A 26,338-nucleotide genomic window follows, 5' to 3' on the forward strand; every position below is an offset into this window, starting at 1 on the left:
GGTGTCTCCGGCCCGCGCAAACCCACGCGGGTGACTCGTCAGCGTACGCGAGTTCACTGCGGGGTCACGTGGCGGACCTCTCACACGCAGGACCGAACCCGTGTGGCGTACGCCACTGCGCCCGCTCTTGACCACGCCCCGGCGGGCGGTCCGGTTCCCCGTCCGGTCGATAATCGAGCCCGTGACCGATCTTGACACGCGCGCGGCACCGCCCCGCACCCCCGCTCTGCGCCGGGCGGCGCCGGCCCTCCTCGGGTACGCGGCCGTCCGCGCCCTGGGCCTGGTCGCGCTGGCCGTGTGGAGCGGCGCGCGCGACAAGAGCCCGTACACACTGCTGACCGCGCGCTGGGACTCCCTTTGGTACACCCGGGTCGCCGAGCTGGGCTACGGCTACGAGGTGCGGCTGCCGAACGGCGACATCCACTCCAACCTGGCGTTCTTCCCGCTGCTGCCCTGGCTGGAGCGGCTGCTGCACGCGGTCACGCCGCTGTCGTACGCGGACGCCGGCTTCGCCGTCAGCCTGCTCGCCTCGCTGGCGGCGGCCTGGGGGATCTTCGCGGTCGCGGAGTGGGTGTACGGGCCGAGGGCTGGGGTCTGCGCGGTACTGCTGTGGGCGGTGCTGCCGGTCGGGATCGTGCAGTCGATGGCGTACAGCGAGTCCTTGTTCACGGCGCTGGCCGCGTGGTCGCTGTACGCGGTGCTGACCGGCCGGTGGGTGAGCGCGGGCGCACTGGCCGCGCTTGCCGGGCTGACCCGGCCGGTGGGGCTCGCGGTGGTGGCGGCGGTGTGGGTGGCGGGCGTGATCTCGTTCGTGCAGGACCGAAGCGCGCCGGGCACGTACGGCGCACGCGGTACAACACGCGCCCCCTCTTTCACCACCGGCGCGCCCGTCTGGCAACGCGCCCTCGGCATGCTTCTCGCGCCCCTGGGTGCCGCCGGCTATGTCCTCTGGGTCGGTCACCACACCGGCAAAGGCCCGCTCGGATATCTCGATGTGCAGGCCGGGTGGCGCAACGGGTTCGACGGCGGGTACGCCTTCGCACGCTTCGTAGTCGACAAGTTCACGTCATTTCCGTCGGCTCTCGCCGGCGCGGGCCTGATCATCGGAGTGGCTCTGCTGATCTGGCTCTACGTGACCGGCGTACGCCAGGGCCAGCCCGTCACGCTGCTGGTGTACACGGGCGTCGTGCTGGCCCTCGCCCTGTGCGCGTCGAGTTACTTCGGGTCGAAACCGCGGCTGCTGATGCCGGCCTTCCCGGTGCTGTTCCCGCCCGCCCGCGCCCTGGCCCGGCTGCGAACGTCCAGATCGGCGCTGGTCACGGCGGGTGTGGCGGTGGTGACGGCGGCCTACGGGGCCTTCTGGCTGAACGGCTCGGGCCCCCCGTGATCAACTCCGGCGGTTCGATGAGCACCCCCTGAATTCCACCCCATGATTCGGTGAACGAATTCATAAGCGCCATAAAACCGGCCTCCCGGCATGATCAAAGGAATTGCAGGAAGCAGGCTCACAGGATTGCGGAATCCCAGGAATTCGGACCGCTCCTGAGAGGTTTCCCACATCACATCGTCATCACAAAGCCGCTGTTTCGACCGGGAACAGAGCTCACTCGCTGTAACGTCGATTGGGTGCGTACCGAACGAAACCTCACCCGGAGTCTGGACCGGGTGTTCGCCAGGCTGGACCGTGAGCCGGAACGACCGGCTCACATCGATGTGCCGAGGATGAGCCGGCACCGGGTCGTGCTGTTCACCGCGACCCTCGCCTTTTACCTGGCGATCGTCTGGGCCGTGGTGATCACCTCCTGGCTGGTCCGGCTCGACTGGCAGGTCATGTTCTTCCGGCCCTACCAGCAGTGGCCGCAGATCCACGCCTTCCTCGACTACTACGTGGTGCTAGGCCAGCGCGGCCCCACCGCCGTGATGGTCGCGGCCTGGCTCGGCTGGCGCTCCTGGCGGCAGCACACGCTCCGCCCGCTGCTGACCCTGGCCACCTCGCTGCTGCTGCTCAACATCACGGTCGGCGCCGCCAAGCTCGGCATGGGGCGGCTCGGTCCGCACTACGCGACCGTGATCGGCTCGAACGAGATGGGTCTGGGCGGCGATATATTTCCCAGCGGCCACACCGCCAACGCGGTGGTGACCTGGGGAATCCTGGCGTATCTGGCCTCCTCCCCGAGAGCGCGCCGCTGGCTGTCCGCGCTCTCCGCGGTCACCTCGCTCGGCGTCGGCCTCACCACCGTCTACCTCGGTACGCACTGGCTGAGCGACGTGCTGCTGGGCTGGGCCGCGGGCCTGCTGATCCTGCTCGCCCTGCCCTGGTTCGAGCCGCTGATCACCAGGGCCGAGACCGCGCTCTTCGACCTGCGCGACCGCTGGCGCGCCCGCGGCGACCGTACGGTGCCCGCGCCAGCCGTCCCGGTCACGCCCTCACCGGTGCTGCTCAAGCCGCGCCCCGCGCCCGCCGAGCAGAGCGTCGCCCCGGCGCGCGAGCCGGTGTCGCCGGTGCGCGGCTCCCGGGTCCCGATCCATCTGGCCCCGGGCCCGCACACGGCCCGTTCGGAGCGCACCCCGGTCACCCCGGCGGGCAGCCGCCGTCCGCCGCACGCCGACCGCATCCCGCGCGGCACCTCCCAGCCGGCCCGCCCGCTGACCGGCAACTGACGCTCCACCACGGCGGCGGGGCCGGTACGCACAGCCAACCCCCCGCCATGACGAAGGCCCCGCTCCCTGTTCCCGGGAGCGGGGCCTTCGTCGCAGCGGCCGGCGGGAGCGGGGTCAGCCCTTCCAGGCGCGGGCCACCCGGCCGTCCCGCACCTCGAAGTTGAGCCGGCCCACCCGGTACTCCATGGTGATGATCGTGCCCGGCGGCAGCGACCGTACCGTCGACCACCCGCGCTCCCGAGCGAGCCGCTCGGCGCGCGCGGCGTCGAGGCCGACGTACCCGTCCGGACTGTCCTGGGGCTCCGCTGGCGGAGTGGGAATCGGTGCCATGCGGCCACGCTAGGCCGCATCGGACGGCGACGGAAGCCGGTACCGGCGTACCGCGTCCCGGCGCTCTCCCGGTCCCTCTCCGGTCACACTTCTGTCACAGGTTCCCGACACTCGTTTCCGTCGCCGTGACATCAACTGCTGTCGCAGCAGGCATCACACGTACGGGGGTTTCCGTACCGCCCACCGGGGCAATCGAACAGAATTCCCGCGTGTCGGAGCAGCCCCTCGAATTACCCGCCGGAATACCCCTCGATGCGGATCTGAGTGGGTCCCGGGTGCGATTCCCCGCGGAATCCGGCGCCATGACCGGCGAGCTGACACCGCATAGGAAATTCACGGATTCAGCACACGACCGACGTACGCGTCAGTCCGTCCCGGATCCGCCCCGCGGCCCCGCCGCCCGCGCCAGTGCGGCGTCCAGCCGGTCCCGGACGCTCCTGATCACCTCGTTCAGCTCGACGGGCTCCAGCACCTCGAAGGGGAGGCCCGTCATCATGATGTGAATGACCATCACCTCGAGGTTCGGGGCACCGCTGCGCAGGATGCACGCGTCCTCTCCGTCGGCCTCCAGCATCCCCGCGGACGGCGAGATCCGCTCGGCCGCCGTCCGCAGCGGCGCCAGCAGCCGGACGGTGGACTGCGCGGCGTACGCGCTCGTGGAGACGCCCTTCGACACATAGGCGGCGAGATCCTCCGCGGGTGGCTCACGCGGGTCGAAGCGCGGGCCGTGCGGCGGCTTCGGCGTGATGCGGTCGACGCGGAAGGTCCGCCAGTCCGCCCGGTCCACGTCCCAGGCGACCAGGTACCAGCGCCGCTCGGTGCACACCAGCCGGTGCGGCTCGACGGTACGGCGGCTGACCGTGCCCTCGTGGCTCAGGTACTCGAAGCGCAGCCGCTCGGCGTCCCGGCACAGATGGGCGAGTTCGGTGAGCACGGCCGGGTCGACGGGGGCCGACGGCGGACCGGGGCGCAGCATCGGCACGGTGAAGGCGTTGAGGGCGCCAACCCGGCGGCGCAGCCGGTCCGGCAGCACCTGTTCCAGTTTGGCCAGGGCGCGTACGGAGGTCTCGCCGATGCCCTCGATGCCCTGTCCCGCCGCGGTGCGCAGTCCGACGGCGACGGCGACGGCCTCGTCGTCGTCCAGCAGCAGCGGGGGCAGTTCGGCGCCCACACCGAGCTGGTAGCCACCGCCGGTGCCGGGGCTCGCGTTGACCGGGTAGCCCAGTTCGCGCAGCCGGTCCACGTCCCGGCGGACCGTGCGCGGGGTGACACCGAGCCGCTCGGCGAGTTCGGCGCCGGACCACTCGCGGTGGGCCTGGAGCAGCGAGAGCAGGCGCAGCAGTCGTGCCGAGGTCTCCAACATGAGGCCGAGTCTGCCAGCCGATGCGGACAGCCGCTGTCCTCATTCAGGACAGCGGCTGTACCGGTCGGGCGCTCGGCACCCGTCGTCTGTCTCAGAGCGCGAGGTGCTGGCCGGGCACGATCAGGTTCGGGTCGCCGCCGATGACCTTCTCGTTGGCGGCGTAGATCCGCTGCCAGGTGGTCCCGTGCCGGGCGGCGATGGCGCTCAGGGTGTCGCCCTCGCGGACGGTGTAGTCACCGCGGGAGGCACTGCGGTCGGTGTGGCCCGTCGCGCGTTCCGGCGCCTTCGCCGGTGCGGACCTGGCCGGGGCGGCGGACTTGGACGGGGCGGACTTCGTCGTCGCGCTGCTCTTCGAGGCGCTCGTGCCCGAGGTGTTCGTGCTCGGGGAGCCGGCCGCCGGTGCCGAACCGGAGGCTCCGGCCCGCGCCGAGCAGACCGGCCAGGCGCCCCAGCCCTGGGCGTGCTGAACCTTGGTGGCGACGGCGATCTGCGCGCTCCTGGAGGCCTGGTCGGCCGTCGGGGCGTAGGCGGTGCCGCCGTACGCGCGCCAGGTGCCGGCGGAGAACTGGAGCCCGCCGTAGTAGCCGTTGCCGGTGTTGATGTGCCAGTTGCCACCGCTCTCGCACTGGGCGATGCGGTCCCACACTCCGTTGTCCGCCGCGGCGGCGTTGCCGGTCGCGGCCAGCAGCCCCAGCGGGGCCAGCAGCGCCGCCCCGGCGAGGGCGGCCGTCGTACGGCCCTTGCGGGCGCTGTCGTGACGAGCGGTGTTGCGGGTGGTATCGGCACACTCGGACATGTAATTCCCTCTCCACGAACCCGGGCTCCCCCAGGCGGAGCACGCCTCCCCGCGTAGGACCGCGGTTCGTCGCGCCCGCCCCGTCCGCCGCGGCCGGTACCTGATCGTGCTCTGCCTGGTGCCGGCCGGCGGACGTACCCGAGCGGTGCTCGCTGCACACGGCGGAGGAATGTAGGGAGATCCGGCCGCCGATATCAACCAACTCCCTGTCATTCCAGGCCAGTTCGCCGTTACCCTGGGTATCGGCGATTTTAGGCCAGCCCTTTCATCCGCCGATTTCATGATTTTTCGACCACCCGCTCAGGCGATCCGTGACCCACTTCACCCATTCAAGTTCCTTGACTGCGCGAGGAGTTGACGGGGAGTGGCCGATTCCGTGCAGACGGTGACCCTGTGCGGTGGTTGGTTCGATTCCGTTATCCCCTGGGCGTGACCACCACCACAGGACGCCCGTTGTCTTCTTCATGAGCCCGGAACCCCGGGGCTCAGGGGCCGGGAGCCACCCGGCCGACCCAGCACCGCATCCCGATGGGAGCCACCGTGCCGCGCATGCTCGACGTCAGTGACGCCGTACGCGCCGAGATCGGCGACGAAGAAGCCGACCGGCTGCTCGCCGGAGAGAACGCCCCGGGCAGTTACGACTGCACGTCCTGCCGCACCCCGGGCGACTCCGAGCAGGAGCGCACCAGCACCGTTCTGTTCGTCGGCGACGAGACCGCCGTGCTCGCCTTCGCCCACGCCAGCTGCCTGCCCTCGCAGGTCGTCCAGGTCACCGAGGAGCAGCTGCAGGGCGCGGTCCGCTCCATCGGCGGCAGCGCCGCCGGTGTGGGCGAGCCGCACCGGGCCGTGCCCGAGCAGGCCGTGCTCGGCGTGACCAGCGGACTCGTCCTCGTCGAGGGCGAGTTGCACCCCGCGCTCGTGGTCGAGCCGACCGCGCCCATCGTGCGCCCCGGCTCCGTCGCGGCCGGTGACGACTTCCTTCCGCTCCTCATCGAGCAGGGCTTCATGCCGCTGACCGAGCTGGCGACCGTTCCGGCGGTGCTGCACGGCTGGTCGGTGCTGCTCGCCGTCGGACAGCTGCACGCGGTGCTGCAGCCGGGCACCAACGGAGGGCAGCCGGTGGCCTGGTGGCAGGCGCATCAGCCGCTGCAGGTGACGGACAGCTGGCGGGCCGCCGCCAACAAGCACCAGCAGGTGCTGATGTTCGCCGCGCCGGTGGGGTCCATCGGGCGGCAGCCTCGGGAGGACCTGCTGCGGGAGGCGCTGGACAAGGCCGCGGCGAACGGAAAGCTGGTGGCTGCGGCGATGCCTCTCGCGGGTACCTGACAGTCGTCTGAGGGCCGGGGGCTGCGGGCAGTTCGGCGGCCGCGGGTGATTCGTGGCTTGTCACGCCCCTGAATGCCGTACACCGGCCGCATCCCTTCAAGGTTGCCGTCGTTTGGACATACGTGCACGCATACGACGCTTCCTCCCGCCGGTCCGCCTTCCCCTCCGTTCCGTCCGCGCGGACGGGGCAGGAGGGGGTCGGTAGGTCATCGGCCACGCCGATCTACGACTCGCTCTACGCGGAGTGGGTCAAGACCTTCCGTACGCTCCCGGGTGACCGCAGCGGCGAGGAGGGGCTGGACTTCACGGCCTTCGGGAACATGCCGCACGGCACGGGCTCGTACGGCGGACACCGGCCGGGGTCGTTCAGCAGCTCGTACAGCGCCTACAGCGCGGGGGCCTACAGCGCGCGGCAGCAGTCGCAGTGGCAGCGGATCGGCACCCTCGGGCGGCAGCAGGACACCGGGATGCACCATGTTCCGGCGGGGCTGCCGCCTGCTCCGCGCCGGGGTCTGTGACGTACGTACGTACGGGCGAAGGGCGGCTCCTGGCACAGGAGCCGCCCTTCGTGATGTGCCGTGGAGGTACTACTTCTTCTTCGTGCCGCGCTTCTCGCGCACCCGCACCGAGATGTGGATCGGGGTGCCCTCGAAGCCGAACTCCTCGCGCAGGCGTCGCTCGATGAAGCGCCGGTAGCCCGCCTCGATGAAGCCGGAGGCGAAGAGGACGAACCGCGGCGGCTTGGTGCCGGCCTGGGTGCCGAACAGGATGCGCGGCTGCTTGCCGCCCCGGACCGGGTGCGGGTGGGCCGAGACCAGCTCGCCGAGGAAGGCGTTCAGACGGCCGGTGGGCACGCGGGTCTCCCAGCCGGCGAGCGCGGTCTCGATGGCCGGGACCAGCTTCTCCATGTGACGGCCGGTGCGGGCCGAGACGTTGACGCGGGGTGCCCAGGCGATCTGGGCCAGCTCGGTCTCGATCTCCCGCTCCAGGTAGTAGCGGCGCTCCTCGTCGAGGGTGTCCCACTTGTTGTAGGCGATGACCATCGCGCGGCCGGCCTCGACGGCCATGGTGATGATCCGCTGGTCCTGCACGGAGATGTTCTCGGAGGCGTCGATCAGGATGACCGCGACCTCGGCCTTCTCCACGGCCGCGGCCGTGCGCAGGGAGGCGTAGTAGTCGGCGCCCTGCTGGAGGTGGACGCGCTTGCGGATGCCGGCGGTGTCGACGAACTTCCAGGTCACGCCGCCCAGTTCGATCAGCTCGTCGACCGGGTCGCGGGTGGTGCCCGCCAGCTCGTTGACGACGACGCGCTCCTCGCCGGCCACCTTGTTCAGGAGGGAGGACTTGCCCACGTTCGGGCGGCCGATCAGGGCGATGCGGCGCGGGCCGCCGACCGCGGCGCCGCCGAAGGTCTGCTCGGGCGCGGGCGGCAGGGCCTCCAGGACGGCGTCGAGCATGTCGCCGGTGCCGCGGCCGTGCAGGGCCGAGACCGGGTGGGGCTCGCCGAGGCCCAGGGACCACAGGTAGGCCGCGTCGGCCTCGCCGCTCGGGCCGTCGACCTTGTTGGCGCACAGCACGACCGGCTTGCCGGCCTTGCGCAGCAGTCGTACGACCGCCTCGTCGGTGTCGGTGGCGCCGACCTTGGCGTCCACGACGAAGACGACCGCGTCGGCCGCCTCGATCGCGTACTCGGCCTGGGCGGCCACGGAGGCGTCGATGCCGAGGACGTCCTGCTCCCAGCCGCCGGTGTCGACGACCTTGAAGCGGCGGCCCGCCCACTCGGCCTCGTAGGTGACCCGGTCGCGGGTGACGCCCGGCTTGTCCTCGACGACCGCCTCGCGGCGGCCGATGATCCGGTTCACCAGGGTCGACTTGCCGACATTGGGGCGGCCGACGACGGCGAGCACGGGCAGCGGACCATGGCCGGCCGCCTCGATGGCGCCCTCGACATCCTCGATGTCGAAGCCCTCTTCGGCGGCGAGCTCCATGAACTCCGCGTACTCGGCGTCGCCGAGCGCCCCGTGCTCGTACTCGTGCTCGGCCGAGCCGTCGGGCTGGATCTGGTCGTTCATGAAGTCCGTACCTCGTCGTTCATCGTGGTGATCGGTGGAGCGGCCCGTCAGGGGGCTGATCCACTACTCAAGTGTCGCCTAGCGCCCGGTCAGGCGCCTGGCGTTTTCCAGGTGGCTGGTGAGCTGCTTCTGGATGCGCTCGGTCGCCTCGTCCAGCGCCCTGCGCGTACGCCGTCCGCTGCCGTCGCCCGCCTCGAACGGGTCGCCGAAGACGACGTCGACGCGGGAGCGCAGCGGGGGCAGTCCCTTCATCAACCGTCCCGGCTTCTCGGAACTTCCCAGCACCGCCACGGGCACGATCGGTGCCCCGCTGCGGACCGCGAAGTAGGCGAGCCCGGCGCGCAGCGAGGCGAAGTCGCCCTCGCCCCGGGTGCCCTCCGGGAAGATGCCGAGCACTCCCCCGTTGTCCAGGACTCCGAGGGCGTCGCTGATCGCCGTGCGGTCGGCGGAGGTGCGGTCCACCTTCAGCTGGCCGATGCCGGTCAGGAACGTGCCCAGCGGACCGACGAACGCCTCCTTCTTGATCAGGAAGTGCGTCGGCCGGGGCGACACGCCCATGACCATCGGGCCGTCGATGTTGTGGGAGTGGTTGACGGCGAGGATCGCCGGGCCGCTCGCGGGCACCCTCCAGGCGCCGAGCACGCGCGGCTTCCACAGCCCGTTCATCAGGCCGACGCCGATGCGCCGCCCGACCTCGGCGCCCCGCTCGGACGGGAGGCTCACTTCCCGGCTCGCTTCTCCTCGACCAGGGTGACGACGCACTCGATGACCTGGGCGAGGGTGAGCTCGGTGGTGTCGACCTCGACGGCGTCGCCGGCCTTGGCGAGCGGCGAGGTCTTGCGGCTGGAGTCGGCCGCGTCCCGCTTGATCAGCGCCTCGCGGGTGGTGTGGACGTCCACACCCTTCAGCTCGCCGCTGCGGCGGGCCGCACGGGCCTCCGGCGATGCGGTGAGGAAGATCTTCAGGTCGGCGTCCGGCAGCACGGTCGTACCGATGTCGCGGCCCTCGACCACTATGCCGTACTCCGCGCCGGCGGCCAGCGAGCGCTGCAGCTCGGTGATCCGCGAGCGCACCTCGGGCACCGCGCTGACCGCGCTGACCTTGGAGGTGACCTCCTGGGTGCGGATCGGGCCGGCCACGTCGACGCCGTCGACCGTGATGGTCGGGGCGGCCGGGTCGGTGCCGGAGACGATCTCCGGCTTGCCGGCGACGGCCGCGATCGCGGTCGGGTCCTCCAGGTCGATGCCGTTGCTCACCATCCACCAGGTGATCGCCCGGTACTGGGCGCCGGTGTCCAGGTAGCTCAGGCCGAGCTGCGCGGCGACGGCCTTCGACGTGCTCGACTTGCCCGTGCCGGAGGGGCCGTCGATCGCGACGATCACGGGCTTGGCGGTCGGGGCGGCGCCGTTTTCCACGGGAGGGCACCTTCCTGGTGAAGGGTGGTGGGTGGGTGTGGGACGCGAGGGCGTCCCGCACAAGGTTACTGGCTCCCGGGAGGCGCCCTCACCGGGCTTTACTGCCGCAGGGCCCAGCCCCGCTCCCGCAGGGCTTCCTTCAGGACCGGTGCGGCCTTCGGCTCGACCATGAGCTGGACCAGACCGGCCTGCTGTCCGGTCGCGTGCTCGATGCGTACGTCCTCGACGTTGACCCCGGCCCGTCCCGCGTCCGCGAAGATGCGGGCCAGCTGGCCGGGCTGGTCGTCGATGAGGACGACGACGGTGTCGTACACGCGCGGCGCGCTGCCGTGCTTGCCCGGGACCCGCACCTGCCCCGCGTTCCCGCGGCGCAGCACGTCCTCGATGCCCTGGCTGCCCTCGTGCCGCTTGTCCTCGTCGGAGGACTGCAGGGCGCGCAGGGCGCGGACGGTCTCGTCCAGGTCGGAGGAGACGTCGGCGAGGAGGTCGGCGACCGGGCCGGGGTTGGCGGAGAGGATGTCGATCCACATCCGGGGGTCGGAGGCGGCGATCCGGGTCACGTCGCGGATGCCCTGCCCGCACAGGCGTACGGCCGCCTCCTCGGCGTGCTCCAGGCGCGCGGCGACCATGCTGGAGACCAGGTGGGGCATGTGGGAGACGAGGGCGACGGCCCGGTCGTGCGCGTCGGCGTCCATGACGACCGGCACGGCCCGGCAGTGCGAGACCAGTTCCAGGGCGAGGTTCAGCACCTCGGTGTCGGTGTCCCGGGTCGGGGTGAGCACCCAGGGGCGGCCCTCGAAGAGGTCGCCGGTCGCGGCCAGCGGGCCGGACTTCTCCCGGCCGGACATGGGGTGGGTGCCGATGTAGGAGGAGAGGTCGAGGCCGCGGGCCTCCAGCTCGCGGCGCGGGCCGCCCTTGACGCTGGCCACGTCGACGTAGCCGCGCGCCACTCCCCGGGCCATGGCGTCCGCGAGGACCGCGGCCACGTGGGCGGGCGGGGCGGCGACGATCGCGAGGTCGACCGGGCCCTCGGGGGCCGCGTCGGTGCCGGCGCCGAGCGCGGCCGCCGTACGGGCCTGCTCGGGGTCGTGGTCGTCGAGGTGGACGACGACGCCCCGCTGGGTCAGGGCGAGCGCGGCGGAGGTGCCGATGAGCCCGGTGCCGATGACGAGTGCGGTCCTCACTGGGCGATGTCCTTGCGCAGAGCGGCGGCGGCGCCGAGGTAGACGTGGGCGATGTCGGCGCGGGGCGTGTCCGACTCGATGTGCGCGAGCACCCGGACGACCCGGGGCATGGCGCCCTCGATGTCCAGCTCCTGGGCGCAGATCAGCGGGACGTCGACGATGCCGAGCTTGCGGGCGGCGGCCGCCGGGAAGTCGCTGTGCAGGTCGGGGGTGGCCGTGAACCAGATGCTGATCAGGTCGTCGGTGGTGAGCCCGTTCCGCTCCAGGACGGCGGTGAGCAGGGCGCCCACCTGCTCGTCCATGTGACCGGCGTCGTCCCGCTCCAGTTGGACGGCCCCCCGGACCGCTCGTACCGCCACGGCGCTGCTCCTTGCTGACATGCGTATCGGCTCTTGGTCCGTCCAGCGTAGTCAGAGCACGCAGGCAGGGTGCGCGGCGCCCGCGGGCTGAGACTCGTTTCCTTCATCTTGGACACCCTTCAGGCAAAGATGCCGCACGGAAATTCGATCCGCCTGGCGTGAGCGGCGCGCGTACGCTCCGGGGATGCAGCCCGAGGACCTCGTACGCGACCACACGATCTACGCCTGTGTCATGGGATCGCGGGCCTTCGGCCTGGCCACGGACACCAGCGACACCGACCGCAGGGGCGTCTTCCTCGCCCCCACCCCGCTGTTCTGGCGGTTCGAGAAGCCGCCGACGCATGTGGAGGGACCGGACGAGGAGCAGTTCTCCTGGGAGCTGGAGCGGTTCTGCGAGCTGGCCCTGCGCGGCAACCCGAACATCCTGGAGTGCCTGCACTCCCCGCTGGTGGAGCACGTGGACGACACCGGCCGCGAGCTGCTGGCCCTGCGCGGCGCCTTCCTCTCCCGGCGCGCCCACGACACCTTCACCCGCTACGCCCTCGGCCAGCGCCGCAAGCTGGACGCCGACGTGCGTACGACGGGCGCCCCGCGCTGGAAGCACGCGATGCATCTGCTCCGCCTGCTGATGAGCGCCCGCGACCTGCTGCGCACCGGAGAGCTGCGGCTCGACGTCGGTGGCCTGCGGGACCCGCTGCTGGCGGTGAAGCGGGGCGAGGTCCCCTGGACCCGGGTCGAGGCGTGGATGGTCCGGCTCGCGGACGAGACCGAGCAGGCCCTGCACCGCACCCCGCTGCCGCCGGAGCCGGACCACGCGCGCGTGGCCGACTTCCTGTACCGGGTGCGCCGTGCGTCAGCCTGCTCGCCTGACGCGCACCACGAAGTCGTGCAGGGCGTCGTGCGCGCTGGGCGCGTCGGGCAGAGCTGAGGCGGCCTGCGCCGCGTCGAGCACGGCGTGCAGCCGCTCCACGTCGGCCTCCACGCGCGCGTGCTCGACGTCGGCGGTGCCGTGCTCCTGCTCCGCCTTGGCGGCTATCAGCTCGGGCAGGTAGCCGGGCGCGTCCACCTGCTCCAGGAGCGTGGGCAGATGGGCCTGCACCTCGCCGCTGCGCATCAGGTGGACGCCGGTGAGCAGCACACGGAACGTGTAGAGCAGCGGCTTGAGTTCGCCGGTCTTCTCGAACAGCCGCCACTGGGTCACCGCGAACCCGCGGTAGTGGTGGGCGTGGTGGCTGGTGAGCACGCCCGGCACCAGGGCGATCAGCTCCCGGTGCTCCTCGGTGGTGTGCGCGACCAGGGGCGAGAGCAGCTGCTCCAGCACATAGCCGTTGCGCCGGAGCATCAGCCGTACGAACTTGCGCACGTCATGGGTGACGAGGTCCATCTCGACGCCGAACCGCACCCACGCCCGCGACCGCGTCTCCTCCGGCTCGCGCAGCCCGACCAGGTCGGCGGTGGGCAGCAGGTGGGCGCCGCGCAGGTCCAGGTCGGAGTCCTGGGACGGGAAGCCGTAGAGGTGGGCTCCGGAGACGGTCGCGAACAGCAGCGGGTCGGGCTGTTCGGCGATCACCGGCGTCAGGTCCATGTCGAGTTCGTCGATCATGGGCCTAAGCGTCCCAGAGCGCCCCCAGGGCCAACAGGTCCCCCCGGTACTCGATCCGGTCGGCCCACTCGGTGGGCCAGGCGTCCGCACCAAGCCAGGCGCCCGCGAAGGCGCCGGTGAGGCAGGCGATCGAGTCCGAGTCGCCCGAGGAGCAGGCGGCCCGGCGCAGGGCGGTGACGGGCTCGTCGGGGAAGAGCAGGAAGCACAGCAGCCCGGTGGCGAAGGCCTCTTCGGCGATCCAGCCCGCTCCGGTGGCCAGGCACGGGTCAGTCTCCGGGGAGACGGTGCGCACGGCCTCCTGGACGCGGTCGAGGATCTCCAGGCACTCGTCCCAGCCGCGCGCGATGAAGTGCTCGGGGCCGGGGTCCTGGGAGCGGGTCCACAGGTCGCCGAGCCAGGTGTGGTGGTAGCGGCTGCGGTTGTCCTGGGCGTACGAGCGCAGCTGTCCGACGAGCCCGGCCGGGTCGGTGCCCCGGGCGAGCAGGTGGACGGCGCGGGCGGTCAGGTCGGAGGCGGCCAGCGCGGTGGGGTGTCCGTGGGTGAGCGCGGACTGCAACTGGGCGGCGCCGGCGCGCTGTTCGTCGCAGAGGCCGGGGGCGAGCCCGACGGGGGCGACGCGCATGTTGGCGCCGCAGCCCTTGGAGCCGATCTGGCTGGCGTCCTGCCAGATCCGGCCCTCCTCCTTCAGCAGGCTGCAGGCGGTCAGGCAGGTGCGGCCGGGGGCGCGGTCGTTCTCCGGGGACTGGTACCAGTCCACGAACTCCTCGCGCAGCGGCCGCGCCAGCCGCCTCGGCGCGAGCACCCCCCGGTCCATGGCGGTCCTGAGCGCGCGGCCGACGGCGAGGGTCATCTGGGTGTCGTCGGAGACGAAGGCGCGCTGCGGCAGCTGCATCTCCCGCCAGGGTCCGCACTTGGCGAGGATCGAGGGCACGTCGTTGAACTCGGTCGGGAAGCCGAGGGCGTCCCCGAGGGCGAGTCCGGTCAGGGATCCGGAGGCGGGGCGCTTGCTCGCGTGGAAGGTGGTCATGCGGGGCGTCCTTCCCGGGACGGTCGAAGGAGAGGCGGGTGCAGGGTGGTGGCGGTGCCCGCGCGGTAGAGCGCGGCCGGTTTGCCGCGGCCACCGGTCAGCCGGGCGGCGCCGGGGACGGGTTCCACGAATCCGGGGGTGGCAAGCACCTTGCGGCGGAAGTTGGGGCGGTCCAGGGCCGTGCCCCACACCGTCTCGTAGACCTGCTGCAGCTCGCCGAGGGTGAACTCGGGCGGGCAGAAGGCGGTGGCGACGCAGCTGTTCTCCAGCCGGCCGCCGATCCGCTCGTGGGCGTCGGCCAGGATCCGGTCGTGGTCGAAGGCGAGCGGCCGGGCGCAGTCGTACGGCAGCCAGCGGCAGCGTGCATCGAGTCGACATAGCCCGATCGTGTGATGGTCGGCCTGCGAGCTTGCGGCGTCACAGGCAGGTCAGGCTAGCGTAGCTACGCGATCTGGGACGCCGGGTGCGGTGCCAGCGTACGGGGCCCCTGCTCCACCAGAGAGATGGTTCAGGGCCTCCCCGTCGCCTCCGTCCGCATCCTCTGACCAGGTCGTAAGGGACTCCGCCCGCCCGGTTCGGACCACGGACGCGATCCGTGTCGCCGCCCGGGATGCGAAAGCGGACGACCAGTGCGCCCAAGACCGTTTGGGGCGTGCCAGTGCGCGGACCGGGTCCGCGCACTGCTCAGGAACGGTTCGTAGGCGTGCTTGTCAACACGCCGTGTGCCGCGCGTGCGGTCCTGCCCGCCCGCCCCCTTCATGGCCACCACGGCCATGCCGCAAGGCTGTGAAGGGGGCGGGCGATGCTGCGCAACCCCTCAGCGCCCCCTGGAGCCCCGTTCGCGGATACGCCGACGGCCGGTCCCGGGGAACCCGGAACCGGCCGTCAGAACGCCACGCAAGCGCCTCCTAGAGGTCGACCTCCTTCATGAGCATCCCGACCTCGGTGTTGGACAGGCGGCGCAGCCAGCCGGACTTCTGGTCGCCCAGGGTGATCGGGCCGAAGGAGGTGCGCACCAGCTTCTCGACCGGGAAGCCGGCCTCGGCGAGCATGCGGCGCACGATGTGCTTGCGGCCCTCGTGCAGGGTCACCTCGACCAGGTAGTTCTTGCCGGTCTGCTCGACGACCCGGAAGTGGTCCGCGCGCGCGTAGCCGTCCTCCAGCTGAATGCCGTCCTTCAGGCGCTTGCCGAGGTCGCGCGGGATCGGACCCACGATGGCGGCGAGGTAGGTCTTCTTCACGCCGTACTTCGGGTGGGTCAGCCGGTGCGCCAGCTCGCCGTGGTTGGTGAGCAGGATGACGCCCTCGGTCTCGGTGTCGAGCCGCCCGACGTGGAAGAGCCGGGTCTCACGGTTGGTGACGTAGTCACCGAGGCACTGGCGGCCCTCGGGGTCCTCCATCGTCGAGACGACACCGGCGGGCTTGTTCAGCGAGAAGAACTGGTACGACTGGGTCGCGACGGTCAGGCCGTCGACCTTGACCTCGTCCTTCTCCGGGTCGACGCGGCGGCCCTGCTCCAGGACGATCTCGCCGTTGATCTCGACGCGGGCCTGCTCGATCAGCTCCTCGCAGGCACGCCGGGAGCCGTAGCCCGCGCGCGCGAGGACCTTCTGCAGCCGCTCGCCCTCCTGCTCGGCGCCCGGGAAGGTCTTGGGCAGCTTGACGTCCTTCTTGCCCGCGTACCGCTCGCGGTTGCGTTCCTCGGCGCGTGCCTCGTACTCACGGGAGCTTCCCGGAGCCGTCCGCCCGCCGCGCTGCTGGGCCTGCTTGGGGCCGCCCTTGGCACCGCCGCGCGCGGAGCCGCCGCGCCCGGACTTGGGACCGTCCTGGGTGGCGCCGGGGCCCACGTCGTAGCGGCGCTCCTCGGGGCGGGGCTTGCGGGGACGGCCCTGCCCCTGCCGGTCGTCCCTGTTGTTGCCGGCACCGCGGTAGTTACCGCGCCCGCCGCTCTTTCCGCTGCCGCTGCTTCGCATCAAAGTTCCGTCTTAGTCGTCTGCGTCCTGACCGCCGGGCGCGTCGGGCGCGTCCGGGTCGAACGACGGTACGCCCTCCTGGGTCTCGGCCTCGATCGCCTCCGCCTCCGGCAGGAAGGGCGCGAGCTCCGGGAGCTCGTCCAGGCCGCGCAGGCCCATCCGCTCCAGGAAGTAGTTCGTCGTCCTGTACAGGATCGCACCTGTTTCGGGTTCCGTGCCCGCCTCCTCGACCAGACCGCGCTGCAGGAGGGTGCGCATCACGCCGTCGCAGTTGACTCCGCGCACGACGGAGACGCGGCTGCGGCTGACGGGCTGGCGGTAGGCGACGACGGCCAGGGTCTCCAGTGCCGCCTGGGTGAGGCGGGCCGTCTGGCCGTCCAGCACGAGCCGCTCGACGGCGGGGGCGTACTCGGCGCGGCTGTAGAAACGCCAGCCGCCCGCGACGAACCGCAGCTCGAAGCCGCGGCCCTGCACGGTGTAGTCGTCGGCCAGCTCCCGCAGCGCGTCCGCGATCTGCCGCTTCGGCCGTTCCAGGATCCTGGCCAGGTGCTCCTCGGTCGCGGGCTCGTCCACGACCATGAGGACCGCCTCCAGGGCGGGCTTGAGGTCGAGATCGGCGACGGTACGGAGTCCCGCCGGCAGTTCCGCGGTCTCCTCGCTCATGCCTTCTTCTCCTCCTTGGGCTCCTCGGGCGGCCGGTCGAACTCGTCGGTGACCATCGGCGCCGCGTCCTCGTCGCCGCCGGTCCAGCGCACGAGCAGGTCGCCGAGCGCGGTCTCCTGCTCCAGGGCCACAGCCTTCTCGCGGTACAGCTCCAGCAGCGCGAGGAAGCGGGCCACGACCGTGAGGGTGTCGTCGGTGTCCTCCACCAGCACGCGGAAGCTGGCCTCGCCGAGTTCCCTGAGCCGCGCGACCACGATGCCCGCCTGCTCCTGCACGCTGACCAGCGGGGCGTGGATGTGGTCCACGTACACCTGCGGCTTGGCCTTGGGCTGCATCGCCTTGACGGCGAGCTTGGCGAAGCCCTCGGGGCCGATGCGGATGACGACCTCGGGCAGCAGCTCGGCGTGCTGGGGCTCCAGGCCGACGGTACGCGGGTAGCGGCGGGCCTCCTCGTCCAGGCGCTGGTTGAAGATGTCGGCGATCTGCTTGTACGCGCGGTACTGCAGCAGCCGCGCGAACAGCAGGTCCCTCGCCTCCAGCAGCGCGAGGTCGGCCTCGTCCTCGACCTCGGCGGCGGGCAGCAGCCGGGCCGCCTTGAGGTCCAGCAGGGTGGCGGCGACGACGAGGAACTCGGTCGTCTGGTCCAGGTCCCAGTCCGGCCCCATGGCCCGGATGTGCGCCATGAACTCGTCGGTCACCTTGGAGAGCGCGACCTCGGTGACGTCCAGCTTGTGCTTCGAGATGAGCTGGAGCAGAAGGTCGAACGGCCCCTCGAAGTTGGAGAGCCGCACCTTGAAGACACCGTCGGAGGGGGCGGCGTCCTCGGCGAGCGGCTCGCCGGCCCCACGCCCACCCGACAACTCCGCCCGGCCTCCGGCCACCGGTTCCGGTACGAGGGCGGTGTCCGCCCCGCGCCCAGGTGCCACTGCCCCAGAAGTCAGCGCCCCGGGCTCGGACTCGACAACGGCCGGCGAGGCCACCGCCCCCGGCTCCGGCTCCGGCTCCGGCTCCACTCTTGCCTGCGAAGCCACGGCCTCGGGCTCGGCAGCTTCCAGCAGCGCTACGGCCTCAGGCACAGCGGCCGCCCGCGGTGCTGCAGCCTCGGGCTCGGGCTCGGGCTCGGCAGCCTCCAGCGGTGCCGCGGGCGGCGGCGATGTGGACTCGGGCGGTTCGGGGCGCGTGGTCCCTGGGCCCCGTCCGAGCGCACGTCTGCGGCCGGCCGCTGGGCCGGGGGCGGGGGCGTCGTTCGAGGTCATGGCCGTCGCAGGCTACCGCTTACCGCCCGCGACGCCGACTACCGACCCCGCAGCCGCCGTACCAGGATGCTCGCGTCCCCTCGGGACTCCAGGTCGGCCAGGACGACGGCCACTGCCTCGCGGACGATGCGGCCACGGTCGACGGCCAGCCCGTGCTCGCCTCTCAGGACCAGTCGCGCGTGCTCGAGGTCCATCAGCTCCTCGGCGGAGACGTACACGGTGATCTTCTCGTCGTGCCGCTCACGCCCACTGGGCCGCCGGGCCGCCGCCCGTCCCCGCTTGCGGGGTTGCTCGGCGGCGGCAGAACCTTCCTGCGCGGCCTGTCGCCGGGCCGGCCGCGTGCGGGACTCGCCGGCCTCGGCCGGTTCCGCCCCCGCCGCGGCATGCTCCGCGCCCTCTCCGTCACCGCCCTGGACGGGCACCGACGGCGGCGCGTCCTCGGCGGCGGCCGCCTCGTCGCTCTCCCCCGCTGGAGCCGGCACCCGGGCCTCGCCGTTGGCCGCGCGCCGGGGCGTGGACGGCTGGAGTGCCATCCCCCCTGTCGTGCGGAACAGTTCGTCGGCCCCGGGCAGACTCACTCGGCGTGACACCGGGCGAGCACCTCCCTGGCGAGCTGGCGATAGGCGGCGGCACCGACGGAGTTGGAGGCGTACGTGGTGATCGGCTCACCGGCGACCGTGGTCTCCGGGAAGCGGACCGTGCGGCCGATGACCGTGTGGTAGACGTGGTCGTCGAACGCCTCGACCACACGGGCCAGCACCTCGCGGCTGTGGACCGTGCGCGAGTCGTACATCGTGGCCAGGATGCCGTCCAGTTCCAGCTCGGGGTTGAGCCGCTCCTGGACCTTCTCGATGGTCTCGGTGAGCAGCGCGACACCGCGGAGGGCGAAGAACTCGCACTCCAGGGGGACGATCACCTTGTGGGCGGCCGTCAGCGCGTTGACCGTGAGCAGGCCGAGCGAGGGCTGACAGTCGATCACGATGTAGTCGTAGTCGGGCAGCAGGGGCTTCAGGGCCCGCTGCAGCGTCGACTCGCGCGCGACCTCGGAGACCAGCTGGACCTCGGCGGCCGACAGGTCGATGTTGGACGGCAGCAGGTCCATGTTGGGGACCGCCGTCTTGAGCAGGACCTCGTCCGCGGACATGCCCCGCTCCATGAGCAGGTTGTAGACGGTGAGGTCCAGCTCCATCGGGTTGACACCGAGACCCACCGACAGCGCGCCCTGCGGGTCGAAGTCCACGAGCAGCACGCGCCGGCCGTACTCCGCGAGCGCGGCACCCAGGTTGATGGTCGACGTCGTCTTGCCGACGCCGCCCTTCTGGTTGCACATCGCGATGATCTTCGCGGGGCCGTGGTCGGTCAGCGGGCCCGGGATCGGGAAGTACGGCAGCGGGCGTCCGGTCGGGCCGACGCGCTCACGGCGCTGACGGGCAGCGTCGGGCGCGAGCGTGGCCGCGTACTCCGGGTCCGGCTCGTATTCGGCGTCGGGGTCGTAGAAGTGCCCCTCGGGCAGTTCGTCGTAGTCGGCGAAGCGGTTGTGGGGCGCGCCACTTCCCTCGCCGGCCATGGCGTTCACGTGATGGCCATCCATGCTCTGGTGTGCTGTCCGGGCGGTCTGCTGACCCGGACTCTGGTGGGCTGCGAAGGTGCGCACAGCTACGGAGCCGACAGCCTCGAATCCCGCGGAGCCCTGGCCCCGTACAGGCATTCCTGGTTGACCACCCCCGGGAGAAAATGTCGACTCATTCACAAGTCGTCTTACCTCCTTGGTGACCAGGAAACTTCTAGACAAGGTCAGCGTGGCACCATGCCGACGGTTGGCGACTCTATGGCGTGTCGGCGGTCCGCAGCAACACAATCCGCCGGACCCGGCAGGATGTGTCGGCAATGAAACATCCCGCTGTCAAGGGCGTACGGCCGTCGCACAGCAGGTTTCACCGGTGTGCGAATCGGTCGAAGGGTTACGTTCGAGGCGAGTTGACCGAGAGCCGCAAAGTGACCATACACACATCCGGCCGGACCTTGTCGGGCAAGGTCCGGCCGGGTGCGCGGCGTTGACGATGTGTGTTGACGAATCGCCTTTTACCTGTCGGTGACTTAGCGACTCACCAGGTCACAGGCTCAGCCGAGCAGGGTCTCCAGCTCGACGTGCTCCAGGCCGTGGGCCTCGGCGACCTCCTTGTAAACGACCTTGCCGTCATGGGTGTTGAGACCCTTGGCGAGCGCGGCGTCGCGGCGCAGCGCCTCGACCCAGCCGTTGTTGGCCAGCGAGACGATGTACGGCAGCGTCGCGTTGGTGAGGGCGTTGGTGGAGGTGTTCGGCACCGCGCCCGGCATGTTGGCGACGCAGTAGAAGACCGAGTTGTGGACCTGGAAGGTCGGCTCGGCGTGCGTGGTGGGACGCGAGTCCTCGAAGCAGCCGCCCTGGTCGATCGCGATGTCGACAAGGACACTTCCGGGCTTCATGCGGGACACCAGCTCGTTGGTGACCAGCTTCGGGGCCTTGGCGCCCGGGATGAGCACGGCGCCGATGACGAGGTCGGCGTCCAGGACGGCCTTCTCCAGCTCGAAGGAGTTGGACATGATGGCCTTGACCTTGCTGCCGAAGACCTTGTCGGCCTCGCGCAGCTTGTTGATGTCACGGTCGAGCAGGGTCACGTCGAAGCCCATGCCGACGGCGATCTGGGTGGCGTTCCAGCCCGAGACACCGCCACCGATGACGACGACCTTGGCCGGGGTCACGCCCGGCACGCCGCCCGGCAGCACGCCGCGGCCGCCGACCGGGGCCATCAGGTGGTAGGCGCCGACCTGCGGGGCCAGCCGGCCCGCGACCTCGGACATCGGGGCGAGCAGCGGCAGCGCGCGGTTCGGCAGCTCGACGGTCTCGTAGGCGATGGCCGTGGTGCCGGACTCGATGAGCGCGTCCGTGCACTCCTTGGAGGCGGCCAGGTGCAGGTAGGTGAAGAGGATCTGGTCCTTGCGGAGGCGGTGGTACTCCTCCGCGATGGGCTCCTTGACCTTCAGCAGCAGGTCCGCGGCGGCCCAGACCTCGTCCGCCGTCTCGAGGATCCCGGCACCGGCGGAGACGTACTCGCTGTCCGTGATGGAGGAGCCGAGGCCGGCGCCCCGCTCGATGACGACCTGGTGGCCGTTGCGCACCAGCTCGTGCACACCGGCGGGGGTGATGGCCACCCGGAACTCGTTGTTCTTGACCTCGCGGGGGATGCCGACCTTCACGTCGATCACGGTCCTTGGCTCAGAGGGTATGGGGGGTGCGTTACAAGACATACCCAGGCATGCAGGGGCATACCGGGAGACACCGCAGGAGAGCGAGCGGCAGAGCCAGTTTAATGAAGGTGTTCCGAGTGTCTAGCCTTTCATTGCATCAATCTTCGCTGGATGCACTACGGATTTCGCAGGCGTCAGCGTCCTGATCCGGGCCGGAGTCCTCCTCCGGGTGCTCCTCGTTCAGCATGCGCTCTGCCGTCGCGCGGTGCAGGCGGGCGGCCGTGGGGTCGCCGAGCCGGTCCAGGGTGTCGGCCAGCCTGAGCTGCAGCGCGGCCTGCAGCCGGACCTCGTCGGCACGCCGCGCCCACTCCACCGCCTCCTGGCAGGTGCGCAGCGATTCCTCGGGCCGCCCCGCGTACTCCTGGACCCTGGCCAGTTCGCTCAACGCCCGGGCGTGCGCGGCGACATCACCGTCCTTGCGGTACCCGGCGACGGCCGCCCGCCAGTTCCTGAGCGCCTCGCCGTAGCGGCCCGCGTAGGTGTGGGCGGTGGCGATCCGGCCGTACAGCCGGGCGGCCTCGGTGCGCTCGCCGCGGGCCAGCCGCTCGGCGAGAGCCCGGCCGAACCAGTCGGCGGCCCGGTCGTAGTCCCCCAGCTCCTGGTACGCGCCGCCTACGGATTCCATCGCGCGGCGGGTCGCGTACGGGTCGTTCGCCTCGCGTCCGGCGTCCAGGGCGGCCCGGTAGCGGGCCAGCGCGTCCCGGGTGCGGCCGGTCTGCGCGTCCAGATCGCCCAGGTTCAGCAGGGCCGCGGCCCGCTCCCGGTGCAGCCCGCGCCGCTCGGCGACATCCAGGACCAGACCGTGGACGCCGTACAGGTCGGGCGCGGACGCCTGCGTGCCGAAGTGCGCTGCCATGGCCCTGACCAGCTGGGACATCAGCCGGCGGGCGAGGGTGTCCAGCTCGCCGTCGGCCACGGCCACGCGGACGGCGGCCAGCAGGGCGGGCCGGCGCACCCGCAGCCACTCCTCGGCGGCCCGGGGGGTGGGGAAGCGCATCGCCTTGGGCATCTCCTGCAGCTTCTCCCGGGCCTGCGGGCTGTCCGTCTCGGTGATCGCCCGGCACGACTGCAGCAGCCGTACGGTCCGCTCCAGCATGCGGGCGCGGGCCAGCTGCAGCTCCGCCGGGCGCTCCTGGCTCTCGGCGAAGGAGCGCAGCAGCGGGTGCAGACAGCCGGGGATGTCGTACTCGGGCAGCGGGGAGTCCACCGCGCGCACCAGGCCGAGCAGGACGAACTCGTCCAGGGCGGCGCGGGCCGCACCCACCGAGCAGCCGGCCAGGGCCGAGGCGGTGTGCGGGTCGATCAGGCCGGCCGGGGCCAGCGAGAGCAGTCGCAGTATCCGGGCCGCGGGGCCCGCCAGCTGGTCGTGGACGAGCCGGAAGACACGGGCCAGCGGGGTGCTGTCGGCGCCCTCGGCGCCCGCGAGGGCGTCGGTGTGCATCCGCTTGGCGAGGTCGGAGACGGCCGCCTGGGGCCGGGAGGCGAGCCAGCCGCCGGCCAGGGTGAGCGCGGCCGGATGGCCCTGGCACGCCTCGGCCAGGCTCTCGGCGGAGCGCGGGTCGACGGTGATGCGGACCGAGCCGGTGTAGCGGGTGAGGAGTTCCACCGCGGACTTGGTGTCGAGGCCGCCCAGGGTGCAGGGGCGGACGTCCGCGATGCCGGTGAGCGGGCCGCCGGAAACTGCGACCACCAGGCAGTCCGGGGCGTCCGGCAGCAGCGCGTCGACCTGCTCGGCACCGGCCGCGTCGTCCAGCAGGAGCAGGACCCGCCGCTCGGCGAGGGCCGCGCGCAGCTCCTCGGTCAGGTCGTCCTCGGCGGCCCCGGGGGGTGCCTGCACGTCCAGCGCGGCGAGCAGCTCGCGGGCGGTGCGCTCGATCGGTACGGGGGTGCCGTCGGGCTCGCTGAGCCGGGCCCGCAGCACTCCGTCGGGGTAACGCTCGGCGACGTGTCGTACGAGTTCCTCGGCGAGGGCGGTCCGGCCGGAGCCGGGGCGGCCCGCGATGAGGAGCACGCGCGCGCGGGGTGCCTTGCGGCCGGAGAGGGTGTCCAGGCCTGCGCGCTCGATGTCGGCGCGCAGTCCCTTCAACTCCCGTGTGCGGCCCAGGAAATGGTCCGCCGTGACCGGGTGCGCCGACAGCCGCCCGCCGCCTGTGTCCACCGCCTGATCCGTCACGGGCCACGCTCCCGTCCCACCGCACGAGCAAGCCCGCCGGATCTTCCGGTACGGGCGTTTTCCAGAGCCTAGTTCACGCTCTGCGACGTTCCGGGAAGAGCACGGCGGGCACGTCCCCCGATCGGATCAGGCGATCGTCACACCAATGCGCGGACGGGTGGGTTCAGGACTCGAAAGGGCGCGCGGGCCACGGCGCGTCGGCCGGGCGCAGCGCGTCGAGACCCTCCCCGCCGCGGGCCGCGACCAGGGAGAGGACGCCGACGACGAGGCAGTTGTTGTGCACGTCACCGGCGAGCACCAGGCGCACCAGCTCGTCGACCGGCACGCGCGCGTACTCCATGTCGATCTCCTCGTGCTCCGTCTCGAAGCGCTCCCCCTCGGCCTCGGACAGATCACGGGCGAGGAAGATCCGTACGGCCTCGTCACAGCCGCCGGGGGTGGTGTACACGTCGGTCAGCACCCGCCAGTCCTCCGCCTTGACGTGCGCCTCCTCGTACAGCTCGCGCTGGGCGCCGTGCAGCGGGTTCTCGCCGGGCACGTCGAGCAGGCCGGCCGGGATCTCCCACAGCTTGTGCCGCACCGGGTGGCGGTACTGGCGGATGAGCAGGACGCGGTCCTCCTCGTCCAGGGCGAGCACGGCGACCGAGCCGGGATGCACCTGGTAGTCGCGGCGGACCACGGAGCCGTCGGGCATGACCACGTCGTCCGTGCGGACGGAGGTCTTGTTGCCCCGGAAGGGGGTCTCCGTCGCCCGGATCTCCCACTCCTCGGGGGTGTCCTTGATCGTCATGCCCTGTCCTCCCACACATGCTTTCAAAAAGACCGGCCAAAAAGACCGGCACAAGTGAAACCGGGGTGCGCACCTTTGAAGGTATGCACCCCGGCCACCGTACAACTGGTGTGTTACTTGGAATTCTTCCGCTCGACGGCGGCCTTCACCAGGCCGGCGAAGAGCGGGTGCGGACGGGTCGGCCGCGAGCGCAGCTCGGGGTGCGCCTGCGTGGCGACCAGGTAGGGGTGGGTGTCGCGCGGGTACTCGACGTACTCGACGAGCTTGCCGTCCGGCGAGGTGCCCGAGAAGAGGATGCCGGCCTTCTTCTCCAGCTCCGCGCGGTAGGCGTTGTTCACCTCGTAGCGGTGACGGTGCCGCTCCTCGATGTACTCCTTGCCGTCGTACACCTCGCGCACGATGGAGCCCTCGGCCAGCTTCGCCGGGTACATGCCGAGCCGCATCGTGCCGCCCATGTCGCCCTCACCGGCGACGATGTCCATCTGCTCGGCCATGGTGGAGATCACCGGGTGGGCGGTGGCCGGGTCGAACTCGGTGGAGTTGGCGTCCGGGATGTCGGCCAGGTTGCGCGCGGCCTCGATCACGATGCACTGCAGGCCCAGGCAGAGGCCGAGCAGCGGGACCTTGTTCTCGCGGGCGAAGCGGATGGCGCCGACCTTGCCGAGCACACCGCGGTCGCCGAAGCCGCCGGGGATGCAGATGGCGTCGACGTCGCCGAGCTGCGCCTTGGCCCCGGCCGGGGTCTTGCAGTCGTCCGAGGTGACCCACTTGATCTTGACGCGGGCCTTGTTGGCGAAGCCGCCCGCGCGCAGCGCCTCGGTGACCGACAGATAGGCGTCGGGCAGGTCGATGTACTTGCCGACCAGGGCGAGGGTGATCTCGTGGTCGGGGTTGTGGACGCGGTCGAGCAGGTCGTCCCACGTCGTCCAGTCCACGTCCCGGAAGGGCAGGTCGAGCTTGCGCACGACGTAGGCGTCCAGGCCCTCGGTGTGCACGACCTTCGGGATGTCGTAGATCGAGCGGGCGTCCGGGCAGGCGACGACGGCGGCCTCGTCGACGTCGCACATCAGCGAGATCTTGCGCTTGATCGCGGTCGGCACCTCGCGGTCGCAGCGCAGCACGATCGCGTCGGGCTGGATACCGATGTTGCGCAGGGCGGCGACGGAGTGCTGCGTCGGCTTGGTCTTCAGCTCGCCGGAGGGGCCGATGTACGGCAGCAGCGAGATGTGGACGACGAAGACGTTGTCCCGGCCGACCTCGTGGCGGACCTGGCGGACGGTCTCCAGGAACGGCAGCGATTCGATGTCGCCGACCGTGCCGCCGACCTCCGTGATGACGACGTCCACCTCGTCGGTGGCCATGCGCCGGATGCGGTGCTTGATCTCGTTGGTGATGTGCGGGATGACCTGCACGGTGTCGCCCAGGTACTCGCCGCGCCGCTCCTTGGCGATCACGGTGGAGTAGACCTGACCGGTGGTGACGTTGGCGGAGCCGTCCAGGTCGCGGTCGAGGAAGCGCTCGTAGTGGCCGATGTCCAGGTCGGTCTCGGCGCCGTCGTTGGTGACGAACACCTCACCGTGCTGGAAGGGGTTCATCGTGCCCGGGTCGACGTTCAGGTACGGGTCGAGCTTCTGCATCACGACGCGCAGGCCACGGGCCTTGAGCAGCATGCCCAGGCTGGAGGCGGTGAGGCCCTTGCCGAGCGAGGAGGCGACACCCCCGGTGACGAAGATGTGCTTGGTCGTCGTAGATTTCGGCGGCATGGCCAAGAGGGGGCTCCCGTGGTCGCTGTCTGTGCTGTGCGGCTGCCGCCCGGTGATTTCCGGAGGTGCCGTCGCTGCGGTTCGGGGGTTTGTCGCCCACCGGTCCACGGGCTACCAGCGTATCAGCGCCTGGACGGGATGGCTTCCGGCCACGCTCCGCGCTCGCGCCGGCACGGGACGGCGCCACATGCGTATACACAGGTGCACAGTGGTCACATCGATATAACCCGCTGGTCACTCGTTCGGCCCACACGGGTTGCCCGGAGCGGGACGCAGATCATCTACGTGCGTCGTAT

At 71.4% G+C, this 26,338-nt stretch carries 24 protein-coding genes and 1 pseudogene; 5 read left to right on the plus strand and 20 right to left on the minus strand.

All coding sequences use genetic code 11. The features are described 5' to 3' along the window. The first annotated feature begins 181 nt into the window (after positions 1-181). Complete coding sequence (locus ACFYZZ_RS41290; RefSeq protein ID WP_389187951.1) at positions 182-1,387, plus strand: mannosyltransferase family protein; 1,206 nt, start codon at positions 182-184, stop codon at positions 1,385-1,387. Between the two features lie 239 nt (positions 1,388-1,626). Next, positions 1,627-2,661, plus strand: a complete 1,035-nt coding sequence (locus tag ACFYZZ_RS41295; protein ID WP_389187954.1) for a phosphatase PAP2 family protein — start codon at positions 1,627-1,629, stop codon at positions 2,659-2,661. Between the two features lie 114 nt (positions 2,662-2,775). On the opposite strand, the gene ACFYZZ_RS41300 is transcribed toward ACFYZZ_RS41295, so the two are convergent. The 3 genes from ACFYZZ_RS41300 to ACFYZZ_RS41310 form a co-directional block, all read right to left on the minus strand. Beyond that, entirely contained in the window at positions 2,776-2,991 is a 216-nt protein-coding gene (locus ACFYZZ_RS41300; protein WP_389187957.1) for an I78 family peptidase inhibitor, read from the minus strand. 364 nt (positions 2,992-3,355) lie between these two features. Continuing rightward, complete coding sequence (locus ACFYZZ_RS41305; protein ID WP_389187959.1) at positions 3,356-4,354, minus strand: helix-turn-helix transcriptional regulator; 999 nt, start codon at positions 4,352-4,354, stop codon at positions 3,356-3,358. 91 nt (positions 4,355-4,445) lie between these two features. Continuing rightward, positions 4,446-5,150 carry a transglycosylase family protein gene (locus ACFYZZ_RS41310; protein WP_389187962.1) on the minus strand — a complete coding sequence of 235 codons (705 nt, stop codon included), beginning with the start codon at positions 5,148-5,150 and terminating at the stop codon, positions 4,446-4,448. A 540-nt stretch (positions 5,151-5,690) separates the two neighbouring features. Between ACFYZZ_RS41310 and ACFYZZ_RS41315 the strand changes: the two genes are divergently transcribed. Both ACFYZZ_RS41315 and ACFYZZ_RS41320 read left to right on the plus strand, forming a co-directional pair. Further along, on the plus strand, positions 5,691-6,476 hold the full coding sequence (locus ACFYZZ_RS41315; protein ID WP_389188061.1) for a hypothetical protein: 786 nt from the start codon (positions 5,691-5,693) through the stop codon (positions 6,474-6,476). 122 nt (positions 6,477-6,598) lie between these two features. Continuing rightward, positions 6,599-6,994 carry a hypothetical protein gene (locus tag ACFYZZ_RS41320; RefSeq protein ID WP_389187965.1) on the plus strand — a complete coding sequence of 132 codons (396 nt, stop codon included), beginning with the start codon at positions 6,599-6,601 and terminating at the stop codon, positions 6,992-6,994. 69 nt (positions 6,995-7,063) lie between these two features. Here the strand turns inward: ACFYZZ_RS41320 and der are convergent, their stop codons facing one another. The 5 genes from der to aroH all read right to left on the minus strand — a co-directional run bounded on the left by der (position 7,064) and on the right by aroH (position 11,506). After that, positions 7,064-8,548, minus strand: a complete 1,485-nt coding sequence (der, locus tag ACFYZZ_RS41325; RefSeq protein WP_386574526.1) for a ribosome biogenesis GTPase Der — start codon at positions 8,546-8,548, stop codon at positions 7,064-7,066. A 78-nt stretch (positions 8,549-8,626) separates the two neighbouring features. Further along, positions 8,627-9,214, minus strand: a complete 588-nt coding sequence (locus ACFYZZ_RS41330; protein WP_389188064.1) for a lysophospholipid acyltransferase family protein — start codon at positions 9,212-9,214, stop codon at positions 8,627-8,629. Positions 9,215-9,267: 53 nt separating this feature from the next. Beyond that, positions 9,268-9,963, minus strand: a complete 696-nt coding sequence (gene cmk, locus ACFYZZ_RS41335) for a (d)CMP kinase (protein ID WP_389187967.1) — start codon at positions 9,961-9,963, stop codon at positions 9,268-9,270. 98 nt (positions 9,964-10,061) lie between these two features. Further along, on the minus strand, positions 10,062-11,147 hold the full coding sequence (locus ACFYZZ_RS41340) for a prephenate dehydrogenase (RefSeq protein WP_389187970.1): 1,086 nt from the start codon (positions 11,145-11,147) through the stop codon (positions 10,062-10,064). After that, the gene (gene aroH / locus ACFYZZ_RS41345; protein WP_389187973.1) at positions 11,144-11,506 is read right to left on the minus strand and encodes a chorismate mutase; all 363 of its coding nucleotides are present in this window, start codon (positions 11,504-11,506) and stop codon (positions 11,144-11,146) included. Before aroH ends, ACFYZZ_RS41340 begins: the two co-directional genes overlap by 4 nt. 184 nt (positions 11,507-11,690) lie before the next feature. On the opposite strand from aroH, the gene ACFYZZ_RS41350 reads away from it, so the two are divergent. Then, positions 11,691-12,434 carry a DNA polymerase beta superfamily protein gene (locus tag ACFYZZ_RS41350; RefSeq protein ID WP_389187976.1) on the plus strand — a complete coding sequence of 248 codons (744 nt, stop codon included), beginning with the start codon at positions 11,691-11,693 and terminating at the stop codon, positions 12,432-12,434. On the opposite strand, the gene ACFYZZ_RS41355 is transcribed toward ACFYZZ_RS41350, so the two are convergent. The 12 genes and pseudogenes from ACFYZZ_RS41355 to ACFYZZ_RS41410 form a co-directional block, all read right to left on the minus strand. Then, entirely contained in the window at positions 12,360-13,109 is a 750-nt protein-coding gene (locus tag ACFYZZ_RS41355) for a DNA polymerase beta superfamily protein (protein WP_389187979.1), read from the minus strand. The genes ACFYZZ_RS41350 and ACFYZZ_RS41355 overlap by 75 nt on opposite strands. A 4-nt stretch (positions 13,110-13,113) precedes the next feature. Continuing rightward, the gene (locus tag ACFYZZ_RS41360) at positions 13,114-14,136 is read right to left on the minus strand and encodes an ADP-ribosylglycohydrolase family protein (protein WP_389187982.1); all 1,023 of its coding nucleotides are present in this window, start codon (positions 14,134-14,136) and stop codon (positions 13,114-13,116) included. Further along, a pseudogene (locus tag ACFYZZ_RS41365) lies at positions 14,133-14,501 on the minus strand (NUDIX hydrolase); the annotation flags it as partial. The gene ACFYZZ_RS41360 and the pseudogene ACFYZZ_RS41365, both read right to left, overlap by 4 nt. Before the next feature lie 543 nt (positions 14,502-15,044). After that, a complete protein-coding gene (locus ACFYZZ_RS41370; RefSeq protein WP_386574520.1) occupies positions 15,045-16,109 on the minus strand; it encodes a pseudouridine synthase in 1,065 nt (354 codons plus the stop codon). Positions 16,110-16,121: 12 nt separating this feature from the next. Continuing rightward, the gene (gene scpB, locus ACFYZZ_RS41375) at positions 16,122-16,772 is read right to left on the minus strand and encodes an SMC-Scp complex subunit ScpB (RefSeq protein WP_389187985.1); all 651 of its coding nucleotides are present in this window, start codon (positions 16,770-16,772) and stop codon (positions 16,122-16,124) included. After that, on the minus strand, positions 16,769-18,028 hold the full coding sequence (locus tag ACFYZZ_RS41380; protein ID WP_389187988.1) for a segregation and condensation protein A: 1,260 nt from the start codon (positions 18,026-18,028) through the stop codon (positions 16,769-16,771). Before ACFYZZ_RS41380 ends, scpB begins: the two co-directional genes overlap by 4 nt. 38 nt (positions 18,029-18,066) lie before the next feature. Next, positions 18,067-18,618 (minus strand): hypothetical protein, encoded by a 552-nt coding sequence (locus ACFYZZ_RS41385; protein ID WP_386574516.1) that lies wholly within the window; start codon positions 18,616-18,618, stop codon positions 18,067-18,069. Next, a complete protein-coding gene (locus ACFYZZ_RS41390) occupies positions 18,603-19,736 on the minus strand; it encodes a ParA family protein (protein WP_386574515.1) in 1,134 nt (377 codons plus the stop codon). Before ACFYZZ_RS41390 ends, ACFYZZ_RS41385 begins: the two co-directional genes overlap by 16 nt. A 413-nt stretch (positions 19,737-20,149) precedes the next feature. Further along, positions 20,150-21,274, minus strand: a complete 1,125-nt coding sequence (gene ald / locus ACFYZZ_RS41395) for an alanine dehydrogenase (RefSeq protein WP_389187992.1) — start codon at positions 21,272-21,274, stop codon at positions 20,150-20,152. Between the two features lie 139 nt (positions 21,275-21,413). Continuing rightward, on the minus strand, positions 21,414-23,489 hold the full coding sequence (locus ACFYZZ_RS41400; RefSeq protein WP_389187995.1) for a tetratricopeptide repeat protein: 2,076 nt from the start codon (positions 23,487-23,489) through the stop codon (positions 21,414-21,416). A gap of 163 nt (positions 23,490-23,652) precedes the next feature. Beyond that, positions 23,653-24,279, minus strand: a complete 627-nt coding sequence (locus ACFYZZ_RS41405; protein ID WP_386574511.1) for an NUDIX domain-containing protein — start codon at positions 24,277-24,279, stop codon at positions 23,653-23,655. 113 nt (positions 24,280-24,392) lie between these two features. Beyond that, on the minus strand, positions 24,393-26,042 hold the full coding sequence (locus ACFYZZ_RS41410) for a CTP synthase (protein WP_389187999.1): 1,650 nt from the start codon (positions 26,040-26,042) through the stop codon (positions 24,393-24,395). Positions 26,043-26,338: the final 296 nt, after the last annotated feature.

The organism is Streptomyces sp. NPDC001816, assembly GCF_042892235.1.
Classification (GTDB): domain Bacteria; phylum Actinomycetota; class Actinomycetes; order Streptomycetales; family Streptomycetaceae; genus Streptomyces.

What these genes read in the sequence shown, in the direction of transcription:
- ACFYZZ_RS41300 (WP_389187957.1), bottom strand. Translation starts at nt 2,991, where the DNA reads ATGGCACCGATTCCCACTCCGCCAGCGGAGCCCCAGGACAGTCCGGAC.
- ACFYZZ_RS41380 (WP_389187988.1), bottom strand. Translation starts at nt 18,028, where the DNA reads ATGACCTCGAACGACGCCCCCGCCCCCGGCCCAGCGGCCGGCCGCAGA.
- ACFYZZ_RS41405 (WP_386574511.1), bottom strand. Translation starts at nt 24,279, where the DNA reads ATGACGATCAAGGACACCCCCGAGGAGTGGGAGATCCGGGCGACGGAG.
- ACFYZZ_RS41360 (WP_389187982.1), bottom strand. Translation starts at nt 14,136, where the DNA reads ATGACCACCTTCCACGCGAGCAAGCGCCCCGCCTCCGGATCCCTGACC.
- ACFYZZ_RS41330 (WP_389188064.1), bottom strand. Translation starts at nt 9,214, where the DNA reads ATGAACGGGCTGTGGAAGCCGCGCGTGCTCGGCGCCTGGAGGGTGCCC.
- ACFYZZ_RS41305 (WP_389187959.1), bottom strand. Translation starts at nt 4,354, where the DNA reads ATGTTGGAGACCTCGGCACGACTGCTGCGCCTGCTCTCGCTGCTCCAG.
- ACFYZZ_RS41355 (WP_389187979.1), bottom strand. Translation starts at nt 13,109, where the DNA reads ATGATCGACGAACTCGACATGGACCTGACGCCGGTGATCGCCGAACAG.
- ACFYZZ_RS41350 (WP_389187976.1), top strand. Translation starts at nt 11,691, where the DNA reads ATGCAGCCCGAGGACCTCGTACGCGACCACACGATCTACGCCTGTGTC.
- ACFYZZ_RS41390 (WP_386574515.1), bottom strand. Translation starts at nt 19,736, where the DNA reads ATGCCTGTACGGGGCCAGGGCTCCGCGGGATTCGAGGCTGTCGGCTCC.
- der (WP_386574526.1), bottom strand. Translation starts at nt 8,548, where the DNA reads ATGAACGACCAGATCCAGCCCGACGGCTCGGCCGAGCACGAGTACGAG.
- ACFYZZ_RS41310 (WP_389187962.1), bottom strand. Translation starts at nt 5,150, where the DNA reads ATGTCCGAGTGTGCCGATACCACCCGCAACACCGCTCGTCACGACAGC.
- ACFYZZ_RS41370 (WP_386574520.1), bottom strand. Translation starts at nt 16,109, where the DNA reads ATGCGAAGCAGCGGCAGCGGAAAGAGCGGCGGGCGCGGTAACTACCGC.
- scpB (WP_389187985.1), bottom strand. Translation starts at nt 16,772, where the DNA reads ATGAGCGAGGAGACCGCGGAACTGCCGGCGGGACTCCGTACCGTCGCC.
- ACFYZZ_RS41410 (WP_389187999.1), bottom strand. Translation starts at nt 26,042, where the DNA reads ATGCCGCCGAAATCTACGACGACCAAGCACATCTTCGTCACCGGGGGT.